Genomic DNA, 18,644 nt, shown 5'->3' on the forward strand with positions numbered 1-18,644 from the left:
TCAAAGCAAATATTCCGATTAAAGCTAAAACTCCGAAGATTATGTAGGTATTCATTCTTATCACGTGATTTTGGTTTAATGTGCTACAACGGTCTCGTATAACCGTCAGTTACGGGTTTATATGCGTTAATTTTCGGTTTGGTACAGACGTTAGCAATTCCGAGTGGATTCGGACGTAGTCGAATCCGCCGTAATTGCGGTTATACATTGTTGGGCATAGTTATTTTTCATTCAGTTCGTTTCCGTTCCATTTATATTTTTTCAATACTTTTTTTGATTTCAATTTGAAAGTTGGATTATCATTCTCATTTTTCTTTATCATTTCATCTTGAAATTCTGTCAACTCAATTGTTTCAGATTCAGCATTGAAAACGTAATCTTTAGTTTTCATTCCAAACTCGTAATCTTCTTGTTCAATTGTTGGTAGTTCAATTAGTTTTTTGTCGTTAGTTACAAAAAAGTAATACTTTGAAGTATCACAATAACAAGCACATTGACTAATAACCACACGAATTATTTTATTAATATTTTTAAATTCCGTTGTTATTAGTTCCTCAACTTTTGAGTCATTTTCGTAAGTTTCAATAAAAACTTCAATTTCTTTCAGTTTATTTCCTCTATTGTCAGTTATATAAATTAGAGTGTTTCCATTAAATTCTTCATTTGATGAAAACATCTTTTCAAATAAAGAGGTGTCATATTTAGTCAATATGAATTCTTCTGATTCAGTATATTCTTGTCCATTAACCAAGAATTGGAATAAGAGTAAAATTGATAATATGATTGTTCGTTTTTTCATAATTATGCCCAACGGTAAAGTGTATGATTTCGTTGCGTGTTTAAGCATTAAATTTAGCAAATAAATCACAGATAGAAAGTCCGCATGGGTTTTCGCAAGTAGGCGAGAACTAGCAATGAATTATACACATTGTTCTCTACTGGCTTTTTGTATTCAGATTGGTTTCGAGCGTTGGCAGAGACATACTCTTTTACAGTTTTGGTGATGTTTGGATGATGCGACTGTACATGTGTATGGCTCGTAAGGTTGACTTTCTGTTGAATTTAGTTTTTTAATTGATTAATTAAATTCTTTATGTTCAAAAAATGAGTGTCTTCCTTATTAAGCCAATTTGAAACAAATTGAAGAACTGTAGATTCGTACTGTTTGCTTTCACCATAGCATTGAATACAAAAATTAAAAAGTAATTCTTTAGAATTTGATGATGCACTTTTGATTATTGAAATATCTTTATCAGGTTTCAATAGTTTTAGCAACTTTTTGGCAAAATCTTCATCCCAAATAATATCTTCAGGAATTAAAAGCGGTAAATAGAACACATTTTTTTTATAGAATTCTAAGTATTTTTTTGCTAGTCTTAGAGTTTCCTCTTCTTTCAATTCTTTGGATTGATTTCCGCCGTTTAAATAAAACTTCACATCACAACCAGTTTGGGATTTTATCAATGCTTTTAGTTTTACACTGGTATCTTGTTGATTGGGTGGTATTGAGTTCAAATCAATTGGCGATTGAAGTTTCTTCTGGTCTCCGTCAAATACTACGTATGTGTCATCAGTGATTTCCATAATTGTAGTAAGTCTTTGATTAATATCATCAGCACCTCCAGGAAGATATTTTGTTACAAAAATATCTTCTGTAGCTTTTCCTAATTTTTCAATGGTTTTATCAATAATGATTTGAGCAGTTCTGTCTTCTACAAGAATAATTTTTTTGGTGGTGTTTTCTATTTCTAATTCGTGGAATGCTTCTTTATAATTTCTATCATTATCAATTACGAATTTACCAGTAGTATTAAGAGTAGAAAATACTTTAATTGATTCATTTGGCATATTCTCGATTAGAAAAGGTGAATGAGTAGAAATAACTACTTGATGTTTTTTCTTTATACATTGCTCTATTAAAAACGACATTAATCTTTTTTGAGCACCACTATGCAGTGATGTTTCCGGTTCATCTAATAATATCAAACTTTCGTTCGATGCATTATATATTTTATGGACAAGAATGACGACTGCTGTTTCACCACTTCCTGCGAACGCTTCTGAATAATTAATATTTTTTTGCTTTAATCTAATCGAGGTTCCCCAATCTTTAAAAAGGTTGTGTTCAATGATTTCAATAGTTTCAAATTCTTTTCTCAATATTTCAGAAACTATTTTTGTTTCAATTTTAGATAAAATTACTTTTGGTTTGTTTCTATTTGGCTTATAGTAAGATATTATTTTATTCGTATCAAAAGCCTCTTTAAGTTTATTGGAATAGAAACGAAGAAAATCTTGTTTGGTTTTATGAGTATTAGAATGAAATTTTAAAAAATGAAAAAATTTGTCAAAAGCACTTAATTCTGTTCTGAAATCAAGATAAACTACATCTTTTTCAATTGGGGAAAACCTTTGCGAATTCTGCATCCCATAACGTTTAATTGGTTTAGCAGTTTCCCAGTAATCAGGGTCATTATCTCGGTGGATTCTTTGTTTAATTACTTCTTTTATTAAGCCATTATCTTTAAATCCATAAATGAAACAATTTCTGTTTTTATCAAACTCTTTAATTGGGTCTAACTCAGTTGTAAACCAGTAATCTCCTAGACTATAACCTTTTGGACAACCATAGAGAGATTGTAATGTTGAACTTTTACCACCTCCATTTTTCCCTACTAAAAATGTAATCGGAAAATCAAATGTGATTTTAGAATCAGGTGCTAAGTTTCTAAAGAATGGATATCTTATATATTCGATATACTTTCTATGAATATCATTGTTTTTTAATTGCTGAAGTGTATTTATATTTTTAACGATTTTGTCAATCATACAAACCTGATTTGTAGATTGAGCTTAAAGTATAGGCTTCCATTTTCTATATAAATTTTACCAAAATCATGTCGTGAACTACTAGCTGTATCTAACTTTGTATTAGTAAAAAGGTAATCTTCAAATTCGTTCCTATTGTAGACATGATAACAAAGAACATCTCCATTTTCTTTAACAATTAAATATCCGCCTGTCGCATCATATTTACCACTCCACACTTTTGAAGGCATCATGCCAAGTGCAACATCTGTTAAGAAGCGTTTTATTTTGTATTCGTAAAATTCGTGCTCATTTTCAATATCAAAGTCTAATGGATTTTTTTCAGATATTTTTTTAACTAAATCCGTTAATTGAGAAAATTTATTTGAATAAAAGTCAAACACTATTTGAGATAGAATTTGTGGCAATAAGCTGTCTATTAAAACAAGATTGTTTGAGAAAATTTGTCTCTCTGTTTTTAAGAATTCAAAAGAACCGCCTTTAGATTGAATTTGAGCAATTCTATCAATAATTTTACTCCTAGTCGAAATAGAATTTATGTCTTCAATTTGCTTGGCAGTTAAATCAACACCATTTATTTTGAAAATGAAATTGGTTGTTTTGCCAGCGTTTAGTAGAGTGGAAGGACTGCCAAGTTGAGATTTAATACTGAATCCTAAAGTTGGTTGCTGATTTGTTCTTTGGTCATGAACTACAATCGTAATGTCAGTTTTAGCAGACGAGCTTGCTTTTAAAGACATACAGTTTATTGATTGCATAAATTCTTCGATTTCTGGAATAGAGAAAGTCCGTTCACGGTTTTCTTTAATTGCATCTAAAAGGAAAATAGCTTTGGTTTTAAACTCTTCAATTGGGATTTTTAAAATTTCTTGTTCTCCAGAAATTAATATTAACTCGTCTTTAATCGAGTATTCAAAATCACCATTATTCTCTGAGCGAAGTATTTTGATTATAGGATAAACCAATCCCTCAAGTTTCTCAATATCTTTATTCCCGAGAAAAAGCTGTTTATCACCTAATAGTTTGAAAAGAGCATAAATTTCACTCCATTCACCTTTGTTACCTGTAATCATTTGCAGTTTAGTTTTTCTATAATTTTTTCTGCTGTTGCTTGGATAGCAGGAACTGCAATTGAATTACCGAACTGTTTGTAGGCTTGTGCGTCTGATACTATTATTTTGAAGTTATCAGGAAATCCTTGAAGTCTGGCCCATTCTCGTGGTGTCATTTTTCTAATTCCCTCACGATTGACTTCACCAGAAATATTTGTTACAGGAATAAAATTTGTAAGTCTATCGTCTAAAACCAAATTTCTTTCTCTTCCCATTCCACCACAAACTACTGCATTTGCTATTCCATCATTTGGTATAATTTCGTAGCCAAATCCATTTCCTTTACTTTCATGTCTCGCTCTATGATTTCTTAAAGTCTGAACATAAGTTGTAGATAAGTAGTATTTAACAGAAACTTCTTGCTCCTCTAAAATGTCGTCTAATACAGCAGTTTTATCTTTTGGTTCTGGGTATTTAAAATCTGTAATACCCAAATCTTTGCGGAAACCAACTATGAAAATCCGCTCACGATTTTGAGGAACACCGAATTCCTTTGCGTTTATTATTTGAGGTTCGGGAACGTAGTAGTTCAAATCTTGTCTTAGAACATTTAAAATCGTTGCTAATGTTTTTCCTTTATCGTGATTGCGCAGACCTTTGACATTTTCGAGAAAAATTGCTTTTGGTTGTTTTTCTTTTATGATTTCTGCAACGTCAAAAAACAATGTTCCACGAGTATCTTCAAATCCACCACGTCTGCCAGCAATTGAAAATGCTTGACAGGGAAATCCAGCGCAAAGCACATCAAAATTATCTGGTATGTAGCTTTTTGTTTTTGGTTTAGTAATATCGCCAAATGGAATTTCGCCAAAGTTTGCTTTGTAAGTTTGCTTTGAGTATTTATCCCATTCGCTTGTAAAAACACATTTCCCATTAAGGTTTTGCAATGCTATTCTAAATCCACCAATTCCAGCAAAAAGGTCAATGAATTTAAATTTTGGTTTTTCAGGTGCTGGGAAAGGAACAGATTTTTTTAAATCGAAAATCAAATATTGAAGAGCCTCTTCTGCAACTTTGTTTGTGATTTGTTCGTTAGGATATTTTTTAACCAACCTTTCTTTTACAAAAGCAAGTGCATCCTTTTTGTAGAACTGCGAGACTCCGTTTTTATGATTATGCAAATAGTGAGTAAAAGAAGCTGGTTTAGAACTCTCTGGCTCAACTACTTTGATTTCAAATAGCTGTCCGTCAATGTTTTCTATATCAATTCTTTCTTTTATCATAAAATAGTAAATTCAACCTTACAAGTTAAAAAAGATTTAGATTGTATGTATTTTTTATTCGATTTTTTGTTCACATTTTTTTGTCGATAAAGTTGCTCAAGCGCAAAGGCAGAAACAGCTCTTTTATTTTTCAGCTTTTGGCGACGCGTTTGGAAAAATAAATGTGCTGTTTAAGCGGTGGCTTTTAGCTTGTAGAGAACGGTCTCGTATAACCGTCAGTTACGGATTAAAGTACTCAAATTTTTCGGTTTAGCACAGACGTTAGCAATTCCGAGTGGATTCGGACGTAGTCGAATCCGCCGTAATTGCGGTTATACATTGTTGTGTGTAGGCTTTTTATTTCCATTTAGTTTTATTGTCAGTCCAAATAAAATTCCAACAACGATGGATGGAATAATTCCAAACATTAAAATCCAGTACATTGGTTTAAAAATATAATCATAAAATGGGTCATCGTGTGTTCCAATATTTTCAATTCCTTCTTGGAAAAATCCGATAAGGCTTGTTAAAAAGGTAGCTGTTATCAAAGTCAGAATTCCGTATTTAATTCCAGTCAGAATATAGTTCCGTTTTTTTACAAGAATTTCAATTCCAGCTTTTTTTCCGAAAAAGTATCCCATTCCGTAAAAGAATGCAATTCCCATTATCACATTAAACCAAAATCCAATGTCAAGAATCCACGTAAAAGATTTTGAAGTTCCGTCCCAAAATATCCAAGTTGGAATTAAATATGCTAAAACAATTCCGATTGACACAGAAATTGTTGCAACTCTAATTCCAATTTTTTCAGCACTTTCTTTGGTCATTTACGATGCTTTTTTCAGCTTACACACAACGGTTTTGGCTATGGTTTCGTTACGGAATGGTACGCGAGTATCATTCCGCCGTAACCATAAATTTAGCAAAAAGGCTTGAAATTCCGATTAGGAATTTCAGCCGTAATGAACTATAGCCGTTGTTAGGTGCTGTGTTTTATTTTTCGAATCACATTTTTTTCAAAGTCAGACAGAATAAATTCTTTTGTTTCTGAATTATAAGTCATAATCTGCATATTTCTTTGGTCAACCATATCAATCAAAAAGTTTTCTGTTTTATGAGTTTGATTATGTGAAAAAATGGCTTTTATGTTTTTTAATTCACTTTCTGATAGTTCATTCAGTGTGTTTTGGATATATCTGTCTATTAGTTCGTCAACATTTGGAACGTCATATTTGGATAGAAAGATTGGAAGGTTTAAGTATTCACTACAATCAGATTTAATTTTTAACCAAATATTGTTTTGTTTCCTGTTCGGCTTTAAGTTTACTTTTTCTATTGCAAAAACTAATATTCCAGGACTTGGGTTTTTGAAGTCAAATTCTACACTTGAATTATCTTGTTTTCTTTGGATGATTTCCTTGGTAGCAGGCAATAATCTGTTGACAGAATCGGAAAGAATTAAATCATTTGAATTTTTAAAGTCAAATATTGCAGAAAGTGATTTATTCTGGCATTCTATGTTTCCACCAAAATTAAAATGCAGTTCAGTTATATAATTTTCAGCTGTTTTTTCTGAAACACCAAATACAAAGTGAATTTCAGATTCATTATCATACCATGTCGGTCCAATTTTTAACCTTAAACCTTGTTTTCTTAAATCAATTGTTCCAATGTCATTAGTTTCATTAACCTCAACTGCACTTACTGTTTTTTGATTTGAACCACATGAGTTCAAAATGATTAATAAAGTAATAAGTAAGTTTAATTTTTTCATTGGGTTTTTGACATTGCACCTAACGTGTTTGTGTAAGGTTTGTGCGGATTGAGCCGAAGCTATTTTTAGCTTTGGTGAGCCAAGTTGCTTGCAACTGGCGAAAAATCCGCTGGAGAAAAATAGCAAGGCTTTGACTTGCCAATTTTCCGATGAAACCATTTGTTTGTTTAAAGATAGAAATTAAAATTGAAGTAGGAAGTAAGCATTAACTTTACACATTGTTAGCTACTGTGACAACTTATAATGTTTAGTTCCGAATGACCTTTCTTTCTCTTAAATTATATTTATCTCCACTTTTTAAAAAATAGAATAATTGGTTTTTATTCGGTATTTTTTTATAAGTTTCCTCATCAAATGGATTAGATTCAATTGACCAGAATGATTTGTCATAGATAATAACATAACTTTCTCCAATAACTTCGAGAATATCTCCTTTGACAACAATAGCTGTACTCTCATCAATTCCGACACCTAAAAGTTCAGGTTTATTCTCAAGAATTATAAACATATCAAACTGTCGATTTCTGCTTAAGACGTGTTGGTCAATAGCGATATTTGAAATAAATCCGAATCCGATTTCGTGGTCTCCCATCATTATTTGATTGTTTTTTGTATCTCCTCTTGCTAAATAAGAACCTTGGATAGTTGCACCTGCAGACGAACCAGCAATTACACCACCTCTGTCCAATAATTTTAATAACTCTTTATGTACTTTGGTATTTAAATAACTGTCTGCGATTCTCCAATGTCTACCACCAGTAAAATAAATACCTGTAGCTTCTTTAATCGGCTTAACAAATTCGTCAGTATTAGCTTCAATAGAATCGCTTGTATGTAAAATAGTAAAATTAGGTATACCATATTCTTTGAAATTTCTTTTTAGTAACATAGTATCTATTTCATTATTCCTAACAAACGCAGTTGGTATAACCACTATCTTTGCGGAATCTCCACCAGCCAGTTTCCGAAATTCTTTCATAATGTTTGTATGTCCAATTTCTCCACCACCAATTGCTATAAGTGTTCCGTTTTTATTCCCAGTGGTTATTTCATTTTCCTGTGCTATATTTTCAACGGGTAACAGTAAAACGATAAAAAGTAGAAATGGCATTTTAATTCTTAACATTGGAAGTTTTTAATTATTAGTAAGGATTTTGAGGTCATTGTAGCTAACGTAATTGTGTATGATTAGTTGCGTGGTTTAAGCACTAAAGTTAGCAAATAAATCACAGATAGAAAGTACGCGAGGACTTTCGTAAATAGATTATAACTAGCAATGAATTATACACGGTGTTAGGCACTGGTTTTTAATCCCAGCCATTATTTTCATTAGTCCAGTCAAAAAGAAAACAGACGTGTTCAAGTTCATTTATTGCTTTCCAAAGTATTCTCTTGTTTTTCGAAAACGCTCCTTGTACATTTAATTTATTCATCATTCCATTCATAAGCGCTTCATTCGCTAGAATTTCGTGTGCTATATGATTTCTTGAATCCGTAACTCCTTTGAGCAGAGCAATGAAGTCTTCTCTCAATCCTTTTCTTTCAAGTTCAACTCTAGTTTTTCCAAGAGTCCATCTTTCCATATCATCAAGACTTCCTCCAAATTTCTCTTCATATAACTTTTTCAATCCAAATTCGAGTAATTGTGCCATTCCCATATACATAGCATACTGCTCAATAAAACTCAAGTTTTCATATTTCTTTAGTCCTTTTTGAGTTCCTTCTCTGATTTGTTCAGCGTTTAGGTGTGGTGGGTTTTCTTCGCTCATTTTTTATTTGTAATCTGGTAAATCATTCCACTTATCAAGCATTTTAGCAAAAAAGTTAGCGGAATAAGTCGATTCGTAATTCATTCCGAGATTTCCAACTTCCAAATCTCCAAACATAGAAACTATCATTTCAATTTGGTCAGAGTTTAAGTCAATCTGATAAAAGTCAGTTTCCGTACTATTCGGTTTTTCGTGCAATTCAGGTTTTTGAATTTTGTTTTCCGATAATATTCGGTCAATTTCAGATTCAAGTTCTGTCAACTTATTAATTCCGAGTTGCTTTTTAGTTTCTTTTAGCGTTCCAAAATCAAGTACGTTTCCTTCTTTCGTAATTCTATTATATTCTTCTGTTCGCATTTTTGGTCAACTTGTGCCTAACGTGTTTGTGTATGGTTAGTTGCGTGTTTCAGCAACTAATTTAGTAAACAAAAACGAACGCGAGAAAATTCCGAAGGAATTTTCCAAGTAAGCAACGACCTAAGCAATTAATTATACACGTTGTTAGGGCACGTATTTTTTTATCAGTCTCCATTCAGTTTCTCGTTTGTCCAATCCAAGAAACCCTTGACTTAAACTCCAATAAAACCTTTCCGCATAATTGTCTCTTTGTACATAAGAGCCATCAGATTCAAAAATTTTAACATCGTCGTAAGTCTTATTATCAATAGTTATTTTGGAAAAAGGAACACTGTCAAATTCCTTTTTCGAATAAATTCGTTTGCCATAAAACCAAGATTCTTTCATGAAAATATCAAACCAAATAATTGTCTCGTCTTCACCAGCAGTTAATTCTATTATACTTTTCCCGTCGAGATATCTGTCATAATTCGGGTCAGAAACTCTGCAATTCAAACGATAAATTTCATACTTGTCAGGAAAAATAGCTAAAGGGTCAGATCCAGCGGAATATTGCTCAAATCCTTTTAAAAATATAGTGTCGAATTTATTTTCAGTAGATTTAAGTACAAGAACTTCTTTTCCGTTGTAAGGAATTAATGAAAAATCCGCTTTGTCAATTTTATAACTCCGACTACAGGAAGTAATTCCTGAAATCATTAGTACAGTTATTAATGTCAGCAGTTTGTTTTTCATATGTGCCCTAACGTGTTATATCAAAACAAAATTAAGTATTTAATGTATTATATTTCGGGATAACAACACTTTTCCTGTTTCTTTTTGGGTTTTTGTTAAAGCCTCTATTGCCATACCCAAAGGACTGCTAATAGTCATCAAATTACGTTGTGCAACATGGGTATATATCATTGTTATTATAGCCAATATGTCTTTTACCTCTAATTTAATTAATTTTCCTACAAGTGGAGAGGATTTTTTATGTAACCATTATTATTTAATGACACCATGCGCATAAATTTCAGTGGCCTATGTGGAGCCGTTTTCCAAAATAAGCTAAAATACTTTAGGGTCCGATTTACTTTTAGTGCGATCCTATCTTTCTAGTATTTGAATGGAGATAGTAACGTTTCACCCTTTCTTTATTTAGATTCGATAGAAGTTGTAAAATATTGAAAATAAAGGATTTGTGGTTAGTGTTCAGTTCCTGTCCCAATTACAGTTTAATATAACAAAAAGAAAAAACGCCAAGTGTACTTGGCGTTTTTTTTTAGGATGGAATACCGTCAGAATATGTGATTCGTATATCGACCTAAGTTTCGATTTATGGAAATTCATTAAAAATTTCATCTACCATCATTACAGATAGATTCTGCCCCGCAATATCCGTTTTAAAGTTTTTGGCTGTACCTACCCATACTAAGGCTTTGGTTTTCGCATTAAAAATTTCTATAACCATATTACCATTCTTAAATGGTCTTGTTGTAGGCGTGCTGCTAGTTGTAGTTGTATAACGTTTTGTTGTAGTAGAACTAGAAGAGCCACTATATGGCATCATACCAGAAGAAGCGCTTTGAGAGGCGGCGCTGTTGGTACCATCTTTTTGAAGGTTGCTTCCAATAGAATTAGCATTAGAAATAAAAACGACTAAATCTGGATTCTTTGAATCCATTGCAAACCCTAATTTATTCATTCGAATTTTCATTTGTTGTATTGCAGATTCATCAAGATTTGAGTCCAACTCCCTATTGTAAGTCGACGCGTTAAAGTCCGTATCTGTTAAATAGGCAAAAGTTCTATAATCAAAAGGATTTTGGTCATTGAGTGTTTTTGTTTTAATACGGGAGGCGCAATTCAGCATTAAGATGCAGAGTAGAAGAGGTAAGTTTCGTTTAATAGTTTTCATAATATTATACTTTTAATTTTTCTTTGATTCCATAGGTCTTGGTTCTTCGGCTAATTTATTACCAAGCTTTTTTTATAGCCTATGTTTATTTTAATAGTAAGTCTTATACCTTTTCTTAATCTGTGATTAGATTAGAAAAAGGATTCCAACGTTCTCTTTAAAAATAAAGGATAAACAGCACTTATTAAAGGACTTATAATTATTTTAATAATTATTTAAGGATTTTGAGGAGTTGGTTAAAGTTTTTATGGCATCTCTATTCTATGATATATTTATAACCTTAGCAAGGTAGGTCGGTAAGATGATAGTAGTTTTCTTCGAATCTTTCTAGAAGCAAGTTAGATTAAAGCTTCAAATCAATATGCCTTAACTACTCAAAAAGTTTAGAAGACAAATAGCGGTCTCCACGATCACAGATAATACTTACTATAATACCATCTTTAAGTTGTTCGGCTAGTTTAAGCGCTATAGTTGTAGCACCTCCGCTGCTCATGCCAGCAAATATGCCTTCTTCTCGAGCTAATCTTCGAGCCATTTGTATGGCTTCTTCTTGACTGACGTCGTAAACCTTGTCTACTTTGGACGGGTTAAAGATTTTGGGTAAATATTCTTTTGGCCATTTGCGTATTCCAGGAATTTTTGAGCCCTCAGTAGGTTGTACGCCAATAATTTGAACGTCTGTGTTCTTTTCTTTTAAAAAAGTAGATGTTCCCATAATAGTGCCTGTGGTACCCATAGAGGACACAAAATGGGTGACTTTGCCGTTGGTGTCTCTCCAGATTTCTGGACCAGTGGTTTTGTAGTGAGCTATCCAATTATTTTCATTAGAAAACTGATTAAATGAATAATAGCCATCATTTGCTACTTTATGTTCTGCATAATCCCGTGCACCCTCAATGCCATCTGGGTGCAAGGTGACTTTAGCGCCATAAGCCCGCATGGTCTGTACGCGCTCCTTTGTAGCTGTTTTTGGCATCACGAGCTCGATGCTGAGTTTAAAAACCCCAGCAATCATTGCTAGAGCAATTCCTGTATTTCCGCTTGTAGCTTCAATTAATTTGGTACTGGAGTCGATTTGTTTTGTATCTAAAGCTGTCTTTATCATATTGTAAGCAGCTCTGTCTTTAACACTGCCGCCAGGGTTATTGCCTTCTAACTTAAAATATAAATCTACATTGGGATTGCTGTTAAGAGCAATTGATTTAACTAAGGGTGTATTTCCAATACGGTCTATGATCGTTTTGTTCATGCTTTTTTTGCAATAATTTCTACTTGAGATGTATTGGAGACTATTGAGTTTTCTGGTATTGAATCTGTTATCCAACTGTTTCCTCCAATAATACTTTTAGCTCCAATAATAGTTTTTCCACCCAAAATTGTGGCATTGGCGTAGATGGTAACGTCATTCTCAATCGTAGGATGTCTTTTGGTGTTTTTATATTCTTTTTTAACACTTAATGCCCCAAGGGTTACACCTTGATAAATTTTAACGCGGTCCTCGATTACAGTAGTTTCTCCAATGACAACACCTGTTCCGTGGTCGATAAAAAATGCTTCGCCTATAGTGGCTCCAGGATGTATATCTATTCCTGTTCTTTGGTGTGCATACTCGGTCATGAGCCTTGGAATTAAAGGCAGACCTAATTTGAAAAATTCCTTCGCCATACGGTAGATAGCAATAGCAAAAAATCCAGGATAAGCCAAATAAACCTCACTTAATGATTGGGCTGCTGGGTCGTTGTGCAAAATAGAAGAGGCGTCTTTTTTTAGGCTACAAAATAAATCGGGAATAGCTTCTGTAAAATCATCCCAAGTTTTACAAGGTTTTCCTTTAATATCCGGACATGCCAAGTCCCTAATCTTTAAGAAAAGAGATTCTAACTCAATCAAGGCATTTTCGGTGTCAGTTTCGCTATCAAAAAGGGCATTAAAAAGCAATTCGGTGAAACGTTGCGATTCTAATTTTAGCGATGCCGAAATAAAAACATCTTGTTTTTGTCTATTTATAATGTCAACTAAGTGCGCTTTTTCCATAAAATCAAGGAGTAGTTAACAAAGTTGATAGTTAATTCTATGACTAGCACAAAAATAACGTGAAAATATTCCTAAAGTTTTGGCCTCATCTGACCTTAGTTCAAAATCTTTTAAATCCAAAGTTTTATGCCAGATGAATAGAATTCAGCATGGAAGGCTACGAAATTTATAAGAAGATTAAAAACAACTTCGAATTTTTAAACAGAGAACATCTGAAATCTCTTCACTACTGTATCCTATAGAATTTAAAAAGTCAATAAAAATATCAATTTCAGTTTTTTGTGTTTGATATTCACTGTCATTTAAGATCTTAATCGTACTAAAATTTACTTTGTCTAAATTCTCATATTTACTCTCAACCACAGTCCATTCATAGGATTTGCCGTTTTTCAACCTAATATCATCTGTAAAAAGATGAATTTTGGTATCATAAGTGCCAATCATAGTAGTTTCGGTCGTGCCTAATTCTCTTAAGACAAAATAATAAGGCTTTGTTTTATTTTCTTTAGCCTTCCACTCAAAAACAATCTCATTGGCATATAAAGAAGTACTGTCTAAGGGTTGTAACAACTCTACATAATCACCACGGTATACAACGCCACTTTTATTGTAACCTTTTTTAACGGAATTGGTAAACTCCTTCCAGAGATAGGTAGTCAACTTCTTTTCAAAGGATGTTCTGGCTTTTCTGGGCTCGAGTTTAGACAATTCCTTATGTTTAAACGTACCTGTTTCATGAAGCTCAAAGACCTCACCAGAATTATTAATAATGTAGGCCACATCATCTCTACCCATAATAAGTTTAGACTTTTTTGTGATTGCGGCGCCATTGGTAACAGGTGAAATAGAGTCATTAAGTTTTATAGCAGGCTTACCCTCATATCTCCAAATATATAGGTTACTTTTTTGTCCAAATACTGTTGACACAAACCATAGAGCTAATAGTATTAGCCCTTTACGCTGTATTACTTTAAATACGTTTTCCATTTGCGTTTTGTTTTTATATATCGTGTAAGATGTTTGTAATACTTAAAATAGCTTCCAGATAGGATTACACCAACAAGGATTAAGATAGGATTAAGGACTATATTTTTTGTCAATAGCCAGTATACAATAATGAGAAGGGTTACAGAGAAAATAAACTGAAAAGTCTGTTTTCTTGTACGGTAGCTTATTTTATAATATTTATTGAGTTTCATATAAACCATTGTTGAAAAATACATACAGATAAAGGTGATTATAACTAACCAGAAATGGGATACGCGCTGTATCACTTTATTCTTTATCAGCATATTTACAATATTGGCATGAACAACAGGACCATACATATCCCTGTCACTCTTGCCAAATAGTCTTTCATTGAGTGGCGTCCAGAACTTATCTGTAATATCAGCTCTACTGTCTATACCTTTGCGGCCAACGTATCCTAGAATGACTACTTTATTTTTAAGAAAGGCGGAAGGATTTTCAAAGCTTAAGTCCTCTAATGTAAGAACAGGAAACTTTTCGGTATTACCAGAGAAGTTGATGACTTGTGGAGTTTCGAGCTTTTCATCATAACTGTATTTGGTCCATTTTTTATCGCTGAGATATGTTTTTGCAATTTGAGTGGCAAAGGATGTTCTTATTTCTGATTGTATTTCAGCAAATCCAATAAAATCCCTTACGACGGCCACATCTTCGTCAAAATTAAAATTGGTAAAATTTGGTCGTTTACGGCTTGAAAAAAATGCTTCGTTTTGAATGATGCGTTCATTTTTCACCTCAAACGCTGTCACTACTTTTTTATGTTCTAGAAGTTGAGCCAAAAGCGAATCAGCCGCAAAATGCTCGTCGTGAGGTTCTAATATAACATCAAAACCAACAGCTTTCGGTTTGGCGCTTAAAACGGTTTCTAGGAGGGACGCAATGATTTCCCTATCATGATTTTCAATGTTTATTAAAATAATTTCTTCATTGACCTTGGTGCTTTCCTCAAACTGCTGCGCAAAATAAACATCTAAAAAACTAAAATCCTCAAAAACTTTATGGATTGGGTTAAAGAATCTAACATTGAAAATGGCTAAGTATAGAATACCAATAATGACGCTGGTTAAGATGCTAGAGAAGAAAGCATCTCTAATAAGTAACTTGGTTTTTCTCTTCATTATAGATTAATAGCCCTACTAATATACGTAATTCTTCATATTATTGACAAAAGAGATTGTCATGGCAGTTCTTATTTTGAAGTTTACTTAAAAGAGGCTACCTTTATTTTTCTCCAAATATCTCGCCTACTTTTTTTAAACTGTTGCTATTAATCATTTATATGCTAAACAAACAATTAGTTTTATTATCTGCTGTTTTCTTATTTAAAATTAGCCTCATTACATCTCAAGACTTAAAGCGAGGGCAATGGGAAGGCTACTATCAGTCAGGTCTTAACTATTTAGAAATGGATTCCATACAACAGGCCTATAAGCCTATTAGGAAGTCATTTGAAATAGCTTCAAAATATTTTAGAAAAAAAGAAAAGCACGGTAAGTCATTATTAGCTTATTATGAGGTCAACTTGAAAAGTAGGTCAATTAAAACCATTGATTCTTTGAAGCTTGATGCCCAGATAGTAGACTTTTCAAAATCCTTAAAACCCTCCCAGCGTCTCAAGTATTCCGAAGAAATAATAGAATTGGCAAAATTGTCATTGAACTTTCAACAATCAAAAAAGGCAAGACATCTTTATCAAGAAAGACTTGATGTTCTAAGGAAAGAAAGGGACACTTTAGACTTGAATTACGCCACAACTCTATATGGGCTTAGCTCGAGCTTTATTAAAAATTCCAAGAATAAAAAGAGAATTGAAAGGTACTTGTTACAGTCTTTGGATATTATAAAGTCTAAAGATCCATTTAGTGCATTAAATGAAATTCAAATCTATAAGAGTTTAGTAGAGCTTTATATTGCTACTGGAGATGATGAAAAGGCAAAAGCCAATATACGAGACTTACTAAATCATGTTGAAAAGGTCAACGGTAAAAAAAGTATGGAGTACGCAGTGGCCTTAAAGGATATTGGAGGGTTATATTATTCAATTAAAAACCTATCAAAAGTTTATGACTACGAAAAACAGGCCTCAGAAGCTTTTGAAGCAATTGATTCAACTACAAATATGGGATATTTAGCAGCTAATTATTATTTGGCTATAGTTGAAGAAGAAAGCAATAATTATGCAGAGGCTATAAATATGTATAAGAGTGTACAGAATGTATTTGTGGCCAATGAAAATACTGAAAATCCGATTTATGCAAGAGTACTTGGTAGAATTGCTATTAATTATGATAAGAGTGGAGATTATGCCAATGCTATAAAATATTTTGATGCGTCTTTAGAATTACCAAACATAACCCAGGAGACCTTAAGTAAACGCTTAATGGACAAAGCCTTTTTTTATCAGAATATGGGCAGATATGACAAGTCAAAAGAGACTTACGAAAAGGCTAAAAAAGTAATGGTAAAGGCCTTGGGGGAAGATCATCCGGAATATGCTAAGCTCTTAGCTAACATGGGCAAATTATTCTTTGCACAAGGTAAATTTGACGAGGCTCTTAAATACACAAAATCAGGATTAGACATCATAGTAAGATTTGAAGAGAAGCGTGATGGTCAATGGCATAACTTTCATAGCTGGATATTAGATGATTATTCTGCCACGTTATTTGAGTTAGGTGAAACAGATACTGCTATTGCCCTAATGAAAGAAAACTTGGCTTATTGTGAAACCCATAATAAATCCAAGGATGAAGCTTATTATAATATGCAACAGAGTCTTGCAAAGGCCTATAATTTAACCCATCAATTTGCTGAAGCAAAGCCTTTCATTGATTCGGCTACTGATAGTATTCGTTTGATATTGGGAGAGGACCATGAAGATTATGGGCAGTTCCTTAAAATTAAAAGTGCAACTTATTTTGGGTTACAAGAGCTTGACAAAGGCGTGAATTATTTAAGTGCATCAAATGATGTTTTTATTAATCAAATCGATAAAATATTCCGTTTCAGTAGTGAGGATGAGCAGAAGATTTTTCTGAAGACGATTTCAAAAAACTTCAATACAATGCAATCTCTAGTATTTTTGGATAATATTGAAAACAAAGAACTTAATGCTCTTAATTTAAACAATCAGTTAATTTTAAAAGGCTTGTTGCTTAATAACTCAAAAGGTGTATTTGTTGATTTGAAACGGCTTAAAAATCATTCGATTAATAAGAAAATTCGAAACTATAAAAACAGTAAAAAACAACTTGCAGCGGTTCTTACTGAATCTATTTCTCAACGCAGGTTTAATGTTGATAGTTTAAGACAAATCATAAATGCATCTGAATCGGAACTTGTGCAGATTCATTCAGAACTATTCAGTGAAAGCCAGACATTAGTGCGTAATTGGAAAGATATACAAGCCAAGTTAAGAAATGACGAAGTGGTTATAGAATTTTCTCATTATAATCCTGTGATTAATGGAAAACCCACCAATGCTATTAAATATGTAGCCTATGTATTTAATTCAAAATCTATCTATCCTAAGGCTATTGCACTGTGTAATCAATCTGAAATAAATGCTGCTATTACTAGAAAAACTGAAGACCAAATTTATAATTCAGAAGAGCTTTATAACATGATATGGAAACCACTCGAATCTGAATTGAAAAATATGAAAACAGTATATTATTCACCTAGCGGCTTGTTAAACCAAATCTCACTTGCGGCATTAAAAAATAAGAATGAACCAATTATCCGCGATAAACAATTAGTTCAAATGAGTAGTACCCATAAACTCATTGAATCTAGAGATGATTTTAATATCGAGTCCTCACTGCTTATTGGAGGGGTTACCTATGATTACACGGAAAATGGTATTAGGGAAAATGGAGAGGATTTGAAAAATATTGATAGTGATGTTTATAGCTATGCATTAAGTAAATCGAGAGGGACTAAAAGTCGAGGAGAATCCTGGACATTTCTAGAAGGGACGGTTGAAGAAATTGAAAACCTTAATACCTTATTAACGTCCTCTGGAGTTTCAGTGTCCTTACTCAGTAAGGATAATGCAACTGAAGATGCATTTAAAGGCTTAGACGGAAAAAGTCCAAACCTTATTCATATAGCAACACATGGTTATTTTTATGAAAATAATAACTCTGACATTTCAAAACAGACCAATTTAAGTTTAGAAGATCAGTATCGCTTGGCAGAAGATCCATTGCTAAGATCAGGACTCATATTTGCAGGAGCAAATTACGCATGGCGAAATAATAAAAAGCCTAAAAATCAAATTGAAGACGGCATCTTAACAGCATTGGAAATTTCTAATTTAGACTTATCCAGTACAGAATTGGTCATTCTTAGTGCGTGTAAAACAGGTTTAGGGGATATCGATGGTAGTGAAGGTGTATATGGTTTGCAACGCGGATTTAAAAAGGCAGGTGTAAATCGGTTAATAATGAGTTTGTGGGAAGTTCCAGACAATGAAACTTCAGAGTTTATGACCAAATTTTATAGAAACTGGTTAGATAGCCGCTCTGTTAGAAAGGCCTTTGTAGAAACACAAAGACAAATGGCCAGCATTTACAATGATGCACCCTCAAAATGGGCGGCATTTGTACTTTTTGAGTAATTCTCAGGTCTTTTATC

The 18,644-nt window shown here is 32.9% G+C and carries 16 protein-coding genes; 1 reads left to right on the plus strand and 15 read right to left on the minus strand.

Annotated features, from left to right (window positions below):
- Positions 1 to 220: 220 nt before the first annotated feature.
- The 15 genes from J4050_RS08560 to J4050_RS08630 form a co-directional block, all read right to left on the minus strand.
- On the minus strand, positions 221 to 799 hold the full coding sequence (locus tag J4050_RS08560; RefSeq protein ID WP_208154164.1) for a hypothetical protein: 579 nt from the start codon (positions 797 to 799) through the stop codon (positions 221 to 223).
- A 263-nt stretch (positions 800 to 1,062) separates the two neighbouring features.
- Positions 1,063 to 2,829 (minus strand): ATP-dependent nuclease, encoded by a 1,767-nt coding sequence (locus tag J4050_RS08565; protein ID WP_208154165.1) that lies wholly within the window; start codon positions 2,827 to 2,829, stop codon positions 1,063 to 1,065.
- Positions 2,826 to 3,902, minus strand: coding sequence for an HpaII family restriction endonuclease (locus J4050_RS08570; RefSeq protein WP_208154166.1), 1,077 nt, complete (start codon positions 3,900 to 3,902; stop codon positions 2,826 to 2,828). The genes J4050_RS08565 and J4050_RS08570 overlap by 4 nt, the downstream gene beginning before the upstream one ends.
- Positions 3,899 to 5,164, minus strand: coding sequence for a DNA cytosine methyltransferase (locus J4050_RS08575; RefSeq protein WP_208154167.1), 1,266 nt, complete (start codon positions 5,162 to 5,164; stop codon positions 3,899 to 3,901). Before J4050_RS08575 ends, J4050_RS08570 begins: the two co-directional genes overlap by 4 nt.
- Before the next feature lie 311 nt (positions 5,165 to 5,475).
- Positions 5,476 to 5,970, minus strand: coding sequence for a hypothetical protein (locus J4050_RS08580; protein ID WP_208154168.1), 495 nt, complete (start codon positions 5,968 to 5,970; stop codon positions 5,476 to 5,478).
- A 152-nt stretch (positions 5,971 to 6,122) separates the two neighbouring features.
- Positions 6,123 to 7,076 carry a hypothetical protein gene (locus J4050_RS08585; protein ID WP_208154169.1) on the minus strand — a complete coding sequence of 318 codons (954 nt, stop codon included), beginning with the start codon at positions 7,074 to 7,076 and terminating at the stop codon, positions 6,123 to 6,125.
- An 88-nt stretch (positions 7,077 to 7,164) separates the two neighbouring features.
- Positions 7,165 to 8,028: a cyanophycinase gene (locus J4050_RS08590; protein WP_243878593.1), complete on the minus strand. Its 864-nt coding sequence runs from the start codon at positions 8,026 to 8,028 to the stop codon at positions 7,165 to 7,167.
- 196 nt (positions 8,029 to 8,224) lie between these two features.
- Positions 8,225 to 8,686, minus strand: a complete 462-nt coding sequence (locus tag J4050_RS08595; protein ID WP_208154171.1) for a hypothetical protein — start codon at positions 8,684 to 8,686, stop codon at positions 8,225 to 8,227.
- Between the two features lie 3 nt (positions 8,687 to 8,689).
- Entirely contained in the window at positions 8,690 to 9,043 is a 354-nt protein-coding gene (locus J4050_RS08600; RefSeq protein ID WP_208154172.1) for a hypothetical protein, read from the minus strand.
- A 144-nt stretch (positions 9,044 to 9,187) separates the two neighbouring features.
- Positions 9,188 to 9,778, minus strand: a complete 591-nt coding sequence (locus J4050_RS08605; RefSeq protein WP_208154173.1) for a hypothetical protein — start codon at positions 9,776 to 9,778, stop codon at positions 9,188 to 9,190.
- A gap of 583 nt (positions 9,779 to 10,361) precedes the next feature.
- On the minus strand, positions 10,362 to 10,943 hold the full coding sequence (locus J4050_RS08610) for a DUF4136 domain-containing protein (RefSeq protein WP_208154174.1): 582 nt from the start codon (positions 10,941 to 10,943) through the stop codon (positions 10,362 to 10,364).
- A gap of 370 nt (positions 10,944 to 11,313) precedes the next feature.
- On the minus strand, positions 11,314 to 12,192 hold the full coding sequence (gene cysM / locus J4050_RS08615) for a cysteine synthase CysM (RefSeq protein ID WP_208154175.1): 879 nt from the start codon (positions 12,190 to 12,192) through the stop codon (positions 11,314 to 11,316).
- On the minus strand, positions 12,189 to 12,977 hold the full coding sequence (gene epsC, locus J4050_RS08620) for a serine O-acetyltransferase EpsC (RefSeq protein ID WP_208154176.1): 789 nt from the start codon (positions 12,975 to 12,977) through the stop codon (positions 12,189 to 12,191). Before epsC ends, cysM begins: the two co-directional genes overlap by 4 nt.
- A gap of 177 nt (positions 12,978 to 13,154) precedes the next feature.
- Complete coding sequence (locus J4050_RS08625) at positions 13,155 to 13,964, minus strand: hypothetical protein (protein ID WP_208154177.1); 810 nt, start codon at positions 13,962 to 13,964, stop codon at positions 13,155 to 13,157.
- Entirely contained in the window at positions 13,943 to 15,124 is a 1,182-nt protein-coding gene (locus J4050_RS08630; RefSeq protein WP_208154178.1) for a CHASE2 domain-containing protein, read from the minus strand. The genes J4050_RS08625 and J4050_RS08630 overlap by 22 nt, the downstream gene beginning before the upstream one ends.
- A 161-nt stretch (positions 15,125 to 15,285) precedes the next feature.
- Between J4050_RS08630 and J4050_RS08635 the strand changes: the two genes are divergently transcribed.
- Positions 15,286 to 18,627: a CHAT domain-containing protein gene (locus J4050_RS08635; RefSeq protein ID WP_208154179.1), complete on the plus strand. Its 3,342-nt coding sequence runs from the start codon at positions 15,286 to 15,288 to the stop codon at positions 18,625 to 18,627.
- Positions 18,628 to 18,644: the final 17 nt, after the last annotated feature.

This window comes from Winogradskyella pelagia, from assembly GCF_017581965.1.
Lineage (GTDB): Bacteria > Bacteroidota > Bacteroidia > Flavobacteriales > Flavobacteriaceae > Winogradskyella > Winogradskyella pelagia.

Coding starts and splice junctions, on each gene's coding strand:
- J4050_RS08585 (WP_208154169.1), bottom strand. CDS start 7,076: ATGGTTTCATCGGAAAATTGGCAAGTCAAAGCCTTGCTATTTTTCTCC.
- J4050_RS08600 (WP_208154172.1), bottom strand. CDS start 9,043: ATGCGAACAGAAGAATATAATAGAATTACGAAAGAAGGAAACGTACTT.
- J4050_RS08565 (WP_208154165.1), bottom strand. CDS start 2,829: ATGATTGACAAAATCGTTAAAAATATAAATACACTTCAGCAATTAAAA.
- J4050_RS08625 (WP_208154177.1), bottom strand. CDS start 13,964: ATGGAAAACGTATTTAAAGTAATACAGCGTAAAGGGCTAATACTATTA.
- J4050_RS08575 (WP_208154167.1), bottom strand. CDS start 5,164: ATGATAAAAGAAAGAATTGATATAGAAAACATTGACGGACAGCTATTT.
- J4050_RS08590 (WP_243878593.1), bottom strand. CDS start 8,028: ATGCCATTTCTACTTTTTATCGTTTTACTGTTACCCGTTGAAAATATA.
- J4050_RS08570 (WP_208154166.1), bottom strand. CDS start 3,902: ATGATTACAGGTAACAAAGGTGAATGGAGTGAAATTTATGCTCTTTTC.
- J4050_RS08630 (WP_208154178.1), bottom strand. CDS start 15,124: ATGAAGAGAAAAACCAAGTTACTTATTAGAGATGCTTTCTTCTCTAGC.
- cysM (WP_208154175.1), bottom strand. CDS start 12,192: ATGAACAAAACGATCATAGACCGTATTGGAAATACACCCTTAGTTAAA.
- J4050_RS08605 (WP_208154173.1), bottom strand. CDS start 9,778: ATGAAAAACAAACTGCTGACATTAATAACTGTACTAATGATTTCAGGA.
- J4050_RS08580 (WP_208154168.1), bottom strand. CDS start 5,970: ATGACCAAAGAAAGTGCTGAAAAAATTGGAATTAGAGTTGCAACAATT.
- J4050_RS08635 (WP_208154179.1), top strand. CDS start 15,286: ATGCTAAACAAACAATTAGTTTTATTATCTGCTGTTTTCTTATTTAAA.
- epsC (WP_208154176.1), bottom strand. CDS start 12,977: ATGGAAAAAGCGCACTTAGTTGACATTATAAATAGACAAAAACAAGAT.
- J4050_RS08595 (WP_208154171.1), bottom strand. CDS start 8,686: ATGAGCGAAGAAAACCCACCACACCTAAACGCTGAACAAATCAGAGAA.
- J4050_RS08610 (WP_208154174.1), bottom strand. CDS start 10,943: ATGAAAACTATTAAACGAAACTTACCTCTTCTACTCTGCATCTTAATG.
- J4050_RS08560 (WP_208154164.1), bottom strand. CDS start 799: ATGAAAAAACGAACAATCATATTATCAATTTTACTCTTATTCCAATTC.